An 11,239-nucleotide genomic window follows, 5' to 3' on the forward strand; every position below is an offset into this window, starting at 1 on the left:
CCACGACGCTGGCGGGCTGGGGAGCGCTGCTCATGATCGCCGCATCCGTCGGATCGCTGGGCGCCCTGCTGCTGGTGCGGATGAACCGCCTGCCCTCGGAGTGGCTGCTGATCGGGCCGTTCGCGGCCCGCGAGGCGACTTCGGCCCCGGCGCGGACGCACCTGCTGCGCACCGGCGTGCAGATCGTGGTGTTCTGGGGCGTCTGCCTGGCCGTCATCCCTGCGGTCATCGCCGTTGTCGAGTGGCGCTGGGGACTGCGGATGCCGGTCGTGCCGGCCGCAGCGATCCTCGGCGTCGTGCTTCTGACGTCCGCCACCGCGCTCGGCCTCTGGTCAGCCTCCACGATGGCCGGTCACGGCGACGGCACCCCGCTCCCGGCGGCCACCGCCCGCCTGCTGGTGGTCAGCGGACCGTACCGGATCATCCGCAACCCGATGGCCGTCGCGGGTATCGCCCAGGGCGTGGCCGTCGGCCTGATGTGCGGCTCCTGGCTGGTGGTGGTGTACGCGCTGTGCGGATCGCTGGTCTGGAACGACGTGATCCGGCCGTGGGAGGAGAAGGATCTCGTCGCCCGCTTCGTCGCTCCGTACGAGGCCTACCGCGACCGGGTCTCGTGCTGGATCCCGCGCCGGCCGCCTCGCCCGAATCCCGGATCCGCTCGGGAGCCTCTCGTATACTGACCCGGATGTCTGAGCACACTGATCACGCCGCGTCCCCCGCGCCGGCCACCCGCGCCGAAGCCCGCCGGAAGGCCGGGAACGGCGCCGACATCAGCCGCGCTCTGGATCGTCACGACCGGCGCATCGGATGGATGGATCTGCTGCGCGGATCCTCCATCATCCTGGTGATCCTGCTGCACAGCACCGAGATCGTCGCGGCCCGCGTCGGCGACGTTCCCGCGTTCTTCGAATTCCTCAGCAACTTCTTCGCGCCGTTCCGGATGCCGATGCTGATGTTCCTGTCCGGACTGCTGGTCGCCGGCTCTCTGCATGCGCCGACGGGCAAGTACGTGTGGGGCAAGGTGCGCCGCATCGTCTGGCCGATCGTGGTGTGGACCTTCATCTACGCCGCCGGTCAGTACATGGTGGGCAAGGGCGAGTTCATGCCCTGGGAGTGGGGCTTCTGGAACACCTACCTGTGGTTCATGCAGTTCATCTTCGCGTACTACATCCTGGCGCTGCTGATGAAGTGGGTGCCGATCTGGGTACTGTTCGGCGTGCCGTTCATGCTGATGTTCATCGTGTCCCCCGAGCTCGTGCTGCTGCAGCGCTTCTTCTACCTGATGCCGTTCTTCTTCCTGGGCGCGTTCATCGAGAAGCACTGGGATCAGTTCGCCCGGCTCCTGAGCGTGCGCTGGGCCGCGGTGCTGTCCGTCATCCCCCTGGGACTCGGGCTGTTCTCGGGCCTGGTGGATCCGCTCTGGTACGTGCCGCTGTCGGTGGTGCCGGCGCTGCTGGGCATCATGATCCTGGTGCGACTGACGGCAGTCGCGCCCGACGTGCGCTGGCTGGCGCCGGTGCGCTTCGTGGGCCAGTACTCGCTGATCTACTACGTGTCCCACTACCCCGTCTTCGCGGCGCTGGGATGGCTCGCGCTGAAGGCAGGCATCACGAACTCCAGCGCGGCGCTCGTGGTGGTGTTCATCGTGACGATGGGAGTCGCCACCGTGTTCGCCCTGCTGGGCCGGCGGATGCCGGTGAGCCTGCTCTTCGAGCTGCCGCGGCGCATGTGGCCGGCCAAGAAGGCCGCGCTGGCCTGAATGAGCCTCGTCGAATACGCTGCGATCCTGGGCGCGGGCATCCTGGCAGGGATCATCAACGTCGTGGCGGGCGCGGGCACGCTGATCACCTTTCCGACCCTGCTCGCGCTGGGCGTCCCACCCGTCGTCGCGAACGTCTCGAACACCGTGGGCCTGGTCCCGGCCTCGGTCACCGGAGCCTTCGGCTACCGGCGTGAACTGCGCGGGCAGTGGCGCGCCGTCGCAGTCATGGCGGCGTTCTCGGCTGTGGGCGGGATCATCGGCGGCATCCTGCTGCTCGCGCTGCCGGCGACGAGCTTCTCGTTCATCGTCCCGTTCCTGCTCGTCATCGCCGCCGTGATGGCCGCCGTCCAGCCGCGCGTGGCCAGGTACGTCCGTCGCAACGCCGCCGCTCATGAGCAGGCCGACGACAGCACGAGGGCGGTCACCTTCGGTCTGATCCTCGGCGTGCTGGCCACCGGCGTGTACGGTGGCTACTTCGGCGCCGCCCAGGGCGTCGTGCTGCTCGCGATGCTCGGCATCCTGTGGTCGACGGACATGAACCGTGCGAACGGCGCCAAGAACGTGCTGGCAGGCACCGCCAACGTCGTCTCCGCGATCATCTTCATCTCGAGCGGCACCGTCGATTGGCGCATCGCCGTGCTCGTCGGCATCGGCTCCGCGATCGGCGGGGTGATCGGCGCGCGGATCGGCCGCCGCCTTCCGGCGCCCGTGCTGCGTGCGATCCTCGTCATCGTGGCACTCACCGCGGCGGTGATCCTCTTCGTCGAGTAGGCGCACAGCCATCTGCACGGTGGGCCCTGCCGGGATCGAACCGACGACATCCACGGTGTAAACGTGGCGCTCTACCAGCTGAGCTAAAGGCCCTGAGCGTGCAAGTCTACCGGGAGACGCCCGGCTGTCCGGATGCGGCATCCGACTCCCGAACGGATATAGGCTGAGCACAGCGCGTGTTGTGCCGAGCCGACAAGGCTCCCCCGCGTCGCATCCCGTTTCCTTGGCAAGACCTGCCAGTAAGACGAAAGGCTCCACGTGACTGTTCACGATCAGGATCCGTACTCCCAGGGCCCCCTCGACAGCGATCCGGAGGAGACCGGCGAGTGGCAGCAGTCGCTCGACGAGCTGGTCGACGCGAAGGGCCACGGCCGTGGTCGCGAGATCATGCTCAGCCTGCTGAAGCGCTCGAAGGATCTGCACCTCGGCGTGCCGATGGTCCCCACCACGGACTACATCAACACCATCGCGCCGGAGAACGAGCCGGCGTTCGGCGGCGATGAGGAGATCGAGCGCCGCTACCGGCACTGGATCCGCTGGAACGCCGCTATCACCGTGCACCGCGCCCAGCGCCCCGGCATCGGCGTCGGCGGTCACATCTCCACCTACGCGGGCGCAGCCTCGCTGTACGAGGTCGGCTTCAACCACTTCTTCCGCGGTCAGGACGCACCCGGCGGCGGGGACCAGATCTTCATCCAGGGCCACGCCTCCCCCGGCATCTACGCCCGCTCGTTCCTCGAGGGACGCCTGACCGAGGCCGACATGGACGGCTTCCGCCAGGAGAAGTCCCACCTCGGCCACGCGCTGCCCTCGTATCCGCATCCGCACTCGATGCCGGACTACTGGCAGTTCCCGACCGTGTCGATGGGCATCGGCCCGATCAACGCGATCTACCAGGCGCAGTCCAACAAGTACCTCGCCAACCGCGGCATCAAGGACACCAGCGACCAGCACGTCTGGGCGTTTCTCGGCGACGGCGAGATGGACGAGGTCGAGAGCCGCGGCCAGCTGCAGGTCGCCGCGAACGAGGGTCTGGACAACCTCACCTTCGTGATCAACTGCAACCTGCAGCGCCTGGACGGTCCCGTCCGCGGCAACGGCAAGATCATCCAGGAGCTGGAGTCGTTCTTCCGCGGTGCGGGCTGGAACGTCATCAAGGTCATCTGGGGTCGCGAGTGGGACGATCTGCTCGCCCGCGACACCGAGGGCGCGCTGCTGAACATCATGAACACCACGCCCGACGGCGACTACCAGACGTACAAGGCCGAGTCCGGTGCGTACATCCGCGAGCACTTCTTCGGCAAGGACGAGCGCGCCGCGGCCCTGGTCAAGGACTACACCGACGAGCAGATCTGGCAGCTGCGCCGCGGCGGCCACGACTACCGCAAGGTGTATGCGGCCTACAAGGCGGCGCTGGAGCACAAGGGCCAGCCCACCGTGATCCTCGCCAAGACCGTCAAGGGCTACGGCCTGGGTCCGCACTTCGAGGGCCGCAACGCGACCCACCAGATGAAGAAGATGACGCTGGAGAACCTGAAGACCTTCCGCGACACCATGCAGATCCCGATCACGGATGCGCAGCTCGAGGCCGACCCGTACCTGCCGCCGTACTACCACCCGGGTGAGAACGACGAGACGATCCAGTACATGCTGGAGCGCCGCCGCGCCCTGGGCGGATTCATCCCGGAGCGCCGCACCAAGCACACCGAGATCACGCTTCCCGAGGACAAGACCTACGCGCTGCCCAAGAAGGGATCCGGCACGCAGGAGGTCGCCACGACCCAGGTGCTGGTCCGCATGATGCGCGACCTGCTGCGCTCGAAGAACTTCGGTGAGCGCATCGTCCCGATCATCCCCGACGAGGCCCGCACGTTCGGCATCGACGCCTACTTCCCGACGGCGAAGATCTACAACCCGAACGGGCAGCACTACACCTCCGTCGACCGCGAGCTGCTGCTGGCGTACAAGGAGAGCCCGCAGGGGCAGATCGTGCACGTCGGAATCAACGAGGCCGGCGCCGTCGCGGCGTTCACGGCCGCCGCCACCTCGTACTCCACGCAGGGCGAGCCGCTGATCCCGATCTACATCTTCTACTCGATGTTCGGCTACCAGCGCACGGGCGACGCCCTGTGGGCTGCCGGCGACCAGATGGCGCGCGGCTTCGTGATCGGCGCCACCGCCGGTCGCACCACGCTCACCGGTGAGGGCCTGCAGCACGCCGACGGGCACTCACCGCTGCTGGCGTCCACCAACCCGGGCACCGTCTCGTACGACCCCGCCTACGGCTACGAGATCGCGCACATCATGCAGTCCGGGCTGGAGCGCATGTACGGCGGCAACCACCCGCACCCCGACGTCATGTACTACATCACGGTCTACAACGAGCCGATGGTGCAGCCGGCGGAGCCGGAGGATGTCGACGTGGAGGGCATCATCAAGGGCATCCACCGCGTCTCGGTCGACTCCGGCGAGGGCCACAAGACCCAGCTGTTCGCATCGGGTGTCGGGATGCCGTGGGCGCTCGAAGCCCAGGAGCTGCTGCGCAAGGACTGGAACGTGAGCGCCGACGTGTGGTCGGTCACCTCGTGGGGTGAGCTGCGCACCGACGGTCTGGCCGCCGATGAGCACAACTTCCTGCACCCGGAGGAGGAGCCGCAGACCGCGTACCTCACCCAGAAGCTGCAGGGTGTGGACGGCCCCGTGGTCGCCGTCAGCGACTTCATGCATGCGGTGCAGGACCAGATCCGCCAGTGGGTGCCGAACCCCTATTACACCCTCGGCACCGATGGCTTCGGCTTCTCGGACACCCGCGCCGCGGCCCGTCGCTTCTTCAAGATCGACGGCCCGTCCATCGCGGTCCGCGCCCTGCAGGCGCTGGCCGACGAGGGCAAGGTCGAGCGCTCGGTGGTCGGCGAAGCCATCCGCAAGTACTCGCTGCACGACGTGAACGCGGGCGCCAGCGGGAACGCAGGCGGCGAGAGCTGAGCCTGTGACCGGTTCCCCCAAGCCGGCCATGGACAAGGCCGCGACCCTCGCCTGGCTGCGCCGGATCTCCGGCGACATCGCCACGGTGACGATCAAGCGGCTCGAGGACACCCTCCCCTGGTACGCCGACATGCCACCTGCCCGACGGTCCGCCGTCGGGCTGGTGGCCCAGGCGGGCATCACCTCGTTCATCCAGTGGTACGACGACCCGTCCTCGACGCCCTGGATCGCGGCGGACATCTTCGCCGCCGCACCTCGCGAGCTGCTGCGCAGCGTGAGTCTGCAGCAGACGCTGCAGCTGATCCGCGTCACCGTCGAGGTGACCGAGGAGCGCGTCGCCGGCCGCGGCGACGACCTGCGCGAGGCCATCCTGCTGTACTCGCGCGACGTCGCGTTCGCGTCGGCTGACGTCTACGCGCGCGCGGCAGAGGCCCGGGGGCTGTGGGATGCCCGCCTCGAGGCCCTCGTGGTGGACTCCATCCTCACCGGCGAGGCCGACGAGGAGCTGCCCAGCCGCATCGCGGCCCTGGGCTGGCACGGGCACGGGGAGGTGTGCGTGGTCGTCGGCACGACCCCGCCGCAGTTCGACGTCGATCTGGTGCGTCGTACCGCCCGCCGACTGTCGGTGGACGTACTCATCGGCGTGCAGGGCTCCCGTCTGGTGCTCGTCGTCGGTCGGTCGCACGCCACGGGCAAGGACCAGTCCGAGGGCGAGGAGCTGCCGTTCGCCGAGATCGCGCAGCGCCTGGAGCCGTCGTTCGGCCCCGGCTACGTCGTGGTCGGACCGCCCGTCGCCGCGCTGGTGGATGCGGGCCAGAGCGCCCGCGCGGCTCTCGCGGGCTTCGCAGTGGCTCGCGCCTGGCGCGGCGCTCCGCGCCCCGTCGAGGCCGATGATCTCCTTCCCGAGCGCGCGCTGGCCGGGGACTCGCTGGCCAAGCAGACGCTCATCGAGCGGATCTACCGTCCGCTGCAGGCGCACTCCCCTGACCTCGTGACCACGCTGTGGAGCTACCTCGACAACGGCCGGTCGCTGGAGGCCACTGCCCGCGAGCTGTTCGTGCACCCCAACACCGTGCGGTACCGCCTCAAGCGGGTCAGCGAGGTCATCGGCTGGGACGCCACCGGCCCGCGGGAGGCGCTGATCCTGCAGACCGCCCTCATCCTGGGGTCCATCGGCACGGTCGAGCCCGCCCGCCGCCGCGCGCTCCCCCGTCGCCGCTGAGTCCCGACGGGCTGAGTCCCGACGGGCCCTGTCGGGTTCGGTCTGTGCGCCACGCACAAGTGAATCCGGAATTCTTGTGATGAACCATCCACCGCGAGCGGGCGAACGTTGGCAGAATGGATGGGTGATCGTCGTCGCCTGCCCTGGACAGGGCTCCCAGACCCCCGGATTCCTCACACCCTGGCTGGAGTTGGACGGCGTAGCCGACCAACTGGCCGCGTACTCCGAGGCCGCTGAGGTCGACCTGGTCGCGCACGGCACCGAATCCGATGCCGACACCATCCGCGACACACGTGTCGCGCAGCCGCTGATCGTCGCGGCGTCGATGATCGCCGCACAGCAGCTGGTCGCGCGGGCAGGGCGCACGGCAGACGGCCTGGCGGGTCATTCCGTGGGCGAACTGGCAGCCCTGAGCGCAGCCGGCGTCATCAGCGCCGACGACGCCGTCCGGCTGGTCGGCATCCGCGGTCGCGCGATGGCGGATGCCGCGGCGCACGCCCCCACCGGCATGAGCGCCGTACTGGGCGGAGATGCGGATGCCGTGCTCGCGCTGCTCGCCGAACTGGACTTGACCCCGGCCAACTACAACGTCGCAGGTCAGATCGTCGCCGCCGGCACCCTGGAGAACCTGGCCAAGCTGGCAGAGAACGCACCCCGCGGCGTCCGCGTGGTCGCCCTGCAGGTCGCCGGCGCCTTCCACACCTCGTACATGGCCTCCGCCGTCGACACCCTGCGCACCGCGATCGCAGAAGTCGAACATCACGACCCCGCCATCACGCTGTGGTCGAACCGCGACGGCGCCGTCGTCACATCCGGACAGGACGCCCTGGACCGCATCGTCACGCAGGTGTCCTCGCCGGTCCGCTGGGACCTGTGCATGGACTCCTTCCTGGCCGCCGGGATCACCGGGTTCATCGAAGTCGCCCCTGCGGGCGCCCTCGTCGGCCTGGCCAAGCGCGGCATGCGCGGCATCCCGAATGTCGCGGTGAAGACCCCCGATGATCTCGACGCAGCGGTGGAGCTGCTGAACGGAGCAGCAGCATGACCACGCTCAAGCAGGCCACCGGCGCGCAGTACACGCGCATCTACTCCGTCGGCGCATCGCGCGGCGAGAATGCGGTGCCGAACGACGACCTGATCGGCCCGATCGACTCCAGCGACGAGTGGATCCGTCAGCGCACCGGCATCATCACCCGGGCACGCGCCGTGCCGGAGACCGACGCCATCGATCTGTCCTCCGCAGCCGCAGCCGAGGCCGTGCAGCGCTCGGGCGTCGACCCGGCCGCGATCGACCTGGTCATCGTCGCCACCATCAGCAACCCCAAGCAGACCCCTTCGGTCTCCGCCATCGTCGCCGACAGGATCGGTGCGAACCCCGCAGCGGCGTACGACATCAACGCGGCCTGCGCGGGCTACGCCTACGCCGTCGCGCAGGCCGACGCGCTGATCCGTGCGGGCGCGGCGCACTACGCGGTGGTCGTCGGTGCCGAGAAGCTCTCCGACATCGTCGACCCGACCGACCGCTCCATCTCGTTCCTGCTGGGCGACGGCGCGGGCGCGGTGGTGATCGGTCCGAGCGACGCTCCGGGCATCTCCGCGACCGTCTGGGGCTCCGACGGCTCCAAGGCCGACCTCGTGGGCATGAACCACACCCTCACCGAATTCCGCGATGGCAAGGCCCCGTGGCCCACACTGCGCCAGGAGGGTCCGCGGGTGTTCCGCTGGGCCGTGTGGGAGATGGCCAAGGTCGCCCGCGAGGCTCTCGAACGCGCCGGCATCGAGGCATCCGACCTGAACGCGTTCATCCCGCACCAGGCCAACATGCGCATCGTCGAGGAGTTCGCCAAGCAGCTGAAGCTCCCCGAGACCACCGTCATCGCCCGCGACATCGAGACCACCGGCAATACGTCGGCGGCCTCGATCCCGCTCGCCACGCACCGTCTGCTCGAGGAGCACCCCGAGCTCAGCGGCGGGCTCGCGCTGCAGATCGGCTTCGGCGCGGGGCTCGTCTTCGGCGCGCAGGTGGTCGTGCTCCCCTGATCGGGGCGCCGCATCCCTAGACTGTTCACCGGTTCAGAAACCACTCCAGAAAGAGGAAACACCATGGCTCTCAGCACCGACGAGGTCCTCGCAGGCCTTGCAGAACTGGTCACCGACGAGACCGGCATCGACGCATCCGAGGTCTTGATGGAGAAGTCGTTCACAGACGACCTCGACATCGACTCGATCTCGATGATGACGATCGTCGTCAACGCCGAAGAGAAGTTCGGCGTGACCATCCCCGACGACGAGGTCAAGAACCTCAAGACCGTCGCCGACGCCGTCAACTTCATCGTCGCCGGCCAGGAGTGACCCTGCGGATGCCACCCCTGCGGACCGCGGGGAGTGGCATCCTCCTTCCCTGAACCACCTCCCCACGAAGGACCCTCAATGACCAAGCGCATCGTCGTCACCGGCATCGGCGCCACGTCGGCTCTGGGCGGCACGGCCCCCGAGAACTGGACGAACCTGCTCGCCGGAATGTCCGGCACACGCACGCTGACGCACGAATGGGTCGAGAAGTACCAGATCCCCGTGCACTTCGCCGCCGAGGCCATCGTCCGCCCCGAGGAGGTGCTGCCCCGCCACGAGGCCAAGCGCCTCGACCCCTCCACCCAGTTCGCGCTGATCGCCGCTCGCGAGGCGTGGGAGGACGCCGGATCACCCGAGGTCGAGCCCGAGCGCCTCGGCATCGACTGGGCCACCGGCATCGGCGGGGTGTGGACCCTGCTGGACGCCTGGGACACCCTGCGAGAGAAGGGCCCGCGTCGCGTCATGCCGCTGACTGTGCCCATGCTCATGCCGAATGCCGGCGCCGGCAACCTGTCGCTGCATTTCAACGCCCGCGCCTTCGCGCGCACGGTCGTCAGCGCGTGCGCCTCGAGCACGGAGTCCATCGCCAACGCCTACGAGCACCTGCAGGATGGCCTGGCCGACGTGGTCATCGCCGGTGGTGCGGAATCCGCGATCCACCCGATCACGATGGCGTCCTTCGCCTCGGCCCAGGCGCTCTCGCGACGCAACGATGACCCGGCCACGGCATCGCGCCCCGGCGCCATCGACCGCGACGGTTTCGTCATGGGCGAGGGCGGCGCGGCTCTGGTCCTCGAGACCGAGGAGCACGCCAAGGCCCGCGGCGCCAAGATCTACGCCTACCTCGTGGGCGGCGGCGTCACCGCCGACTCGTACCACATCACCGGCAACGACCCGACCGGCGCCGGCGCCGCCCGCGCCGTCGAGGCCGCGCTCGCGCAGGCCGGGGCCACCCCCGACGAGGTGTCGCACATCAACGCGCACGCCACCTCCACACCGGTCGGCGACCCCAACGAGTACGAGGCGCTCAAGCGCGTGTTCGGCAGCCGGATCGATGACATCCCGGTCTCCGCCACCAAGGCGTCCACGGGCCACCTGCTGGGCGGCACCGGCGCACTGGAGGCCGTGTACACCGTGCTGGCGCTGCGCGACCGCGTCGCTCCCCCGACGATCAACATGACCGAGCCGGACCCGGCCGTCCCCTTCAAGCTCTCGGGCGAGGCGCAGCCTCTCGGCGACGGCGACCTCCTGGGCATCAGCAACTCGTTCGGCTTCGGCGGTCACAACGCCGTCGTCGCATTCCGCAACGCCTGACCTCCGGTACGACGAAGCCCCCTGCTTCCCCGCAGGGGGCTTCTGCCCTGCTGCGGGAGATTCGATTTCTCGGGATCCGGGAGCTGATCACCGGATGCCGTTACTCGCGCCTCTCCCGCAGGCCTGTCTCGCACAGCCTCTGGGCTGGATCCCTGAGCCTGTCGAAGGGTCGGGCTACCCGACCTTGTGCAGCCAGACCACGCGCGCGTCATCGCCGGCGTGCCGGAACGGCTCCAGCTCCTCGTCCCACGCGACTCCCAGGGCGACGTCGAGCTCGCGCTGCAGCTCGGTCATGCTGCCCTCGGCGATCTCCATCGCATACCGGATGCGGTCCTCGCCGATGACGACGTTCCCGGCGCTGTCGGTCTGGGCGTAGTGGATGCCGAGGTCGGGCGTGTGCATCCAGCGTCCGCCGTCATTGCCGGCCGTCGGGTCCTCGGACACCTCGAAGCGCAGATGCTCCCAGCCGCGGATGGCTGTGGCCAGAGCAGAGCCGGTGCCCACCGGCCCATCCCAGTAGAACTCCGCACGTCGTGTGCCCGGCTGCACCGGCTGATCGCTCCAGTCGAAGTTCACGGCTCGACCGATAGCGCGTCCGACCGCCCATTCGAGGTGCGGGCAGAGCGCGCGTGGCGCCGAGTGGATGAACACCACTCCGCGTGCGTATCCCGTCGCCATGATCTCTCCGTTTCTTCAGGTGCGTCTTCCCCAACGACCTGATCCGAAGAATATGGCGAACTATGCGGTTGTACGGCGATTATCGCCCAGATCCCGAGGAATCACAAGCATGTGATTCCGGATGCAGCGGTGGCCCCGGTCCGAGGACCGGGGCC

10 protein-coding genes and 1 tRNA gene are annotated in these 11,239 nt (G+C 68.8%); 9 read left to right on the forward strand and 2 right to left on the reverse strand.

All coding sequences use genetic code 11. The features are described from left to right. The 3 genes from WA967_RS08495 to WA967_RS08505 all read left to right on the forward strand — a co-directional run. Positions 1–680, forward strand: a 680-nt coding sequence (locus WA967_RS08495; protein WP_424421196.1) for a methyltransferase family protein, incomplete at its 5' end; no start/stop codon positions are given. Positions 681–685: 5 nt separating this feature from the next. After that, positions 686–1,759, forward strand: a complete 1,074-nt coding sequence (locus WA967_RS08500) for an acyltransferase family protein (RefSeq protein WP_424421199.1) — start codon at positions 686–688, stop codon at positions 1,757–1,759. Then, on the forward strand, positions 1,760–2,533 hold the full coding sequence (locus WA967_RS08505; RefSeq protein ID WP_424421202.1) for a sulfite exporter TauE/SafE family protein: 774 nt from the start codon (positions 1,760–1,762) through the stop codon (positions 2,531–2,533). It abuts the gene before it with no gap. A gap of 20 nt (positions 2,534–2,553) precedes the next feature. On the opposite strand, the gene WA967_RS08510 is transcribed toward WA967_RS08505, so the two are convergent. Further along, positions 2,554–2,626 (reverse strand) — tRNA-Val (locus WA967_RS08510). Between the two features lie 165 nt (positions 2,627–2,791). Between WA967_RS08510 and aceE the strand changes: the two genes are divergently transcribed. The 6 genes from aceE (at position 2,792) to WA967_RS08540 (ending at position 10,406) form a co-directional block, all read left to right on the forward strand. After that, a complete protein-coding gene (aceE, locus tag WA967_RS08515) occupies positions 2,792–5,518 on the forward strand; it encodes a pyruvate dehydrogenase (acetyl-transferring), homodimeric type (protein ID WP_424421205.1) in 2,727 nt (908 codons plus the stop codon). 28 nt (positions 5,519–5,546) lie between these two features. Beyond that, positions 5,547–6,740: a PucR family transcriptional regulator gene (locus WA967_RS08520; RefSeq protein WP_424421216.1), complete on the forward strand. Its 1,194-nt coding sequence runs from the start codon at positions 5,547–5,549 to the stop codon at positions 6,738–6,740. A gap of 124 nt (positions 6,741–6,864) precedes the next feature. Further along, positions 6,865–7,785, forward strand: a complete 921-nt coding sequence (locus WA967_RS08525) for an ACP S-malonyltransferase (RefSeq protein ID WP_424421208.1) — start codon at positions 6,865–6,867, stop codon at positions 7,783–7,785. Beyond that, positions 7,782–8,780 (forward strand): beta-ketoacyl-ACP synthase III, encoded by a 999-nt coding sequence (locus WA967_RS08530; RefSeq protein WP_424421210.1) that lies wholly within the window; start codon positions 7,782–7,784, stop codon positions 8,778–8,780. Before WA967_RS08525 ends, WA967_RS08530 begins: the two co-directional genes overlap by 4 nt. A 63-nt stretch (positions 8,781–8,843) precedes the next feature. Then, a complete protein-coding gene (locus WA967_RS08535; protein WP_298866908.1) occupies positions 8,844–9,092 on the forward strand; it encodes an acyl carrier protein in 249 nt (82 codons plus the stop codon). A gap of 78 nt (positions 9,093–9,170) precedes the next feature. Continuing rightward, positions 9,171–10,406: a beta-ketoacyl-[acyl-carrier-protein] synthase family protein gene (locus WA967_RS08540; protein WP_424421212.1), complete on the forward strand. Its 1,236-nt coding sequence runs from the start codon at positions 9,171–9,173 to the stop codon at positions 10,404–10,406. Positions 10,407–10,580: 174 nt separating this feature from the next. Here the strand turns inward: WA967_RS08540 and WA967_RS08545 are convergent, their stop codons facing one another. Beyond that, entirely contained in the window at positions 10,581–11,084 is a 504-nt protein-coding gene (locus WA967_RS08545; protein ID WP_424421214.1) for a DUF3145 domain-containing protein, read from the reverse strand. Between the last annotated feature and the right edge of the window lie 155 nt (positions 11,085–11,239).

The organism is Microbacterium sp. (genome assembly GCF_049650565.1).
Lineage (GTDB): Bacteria > Actinomycetota > Actinomycetes > Actinomycetales > Microbacteriaceae > Microbacterium.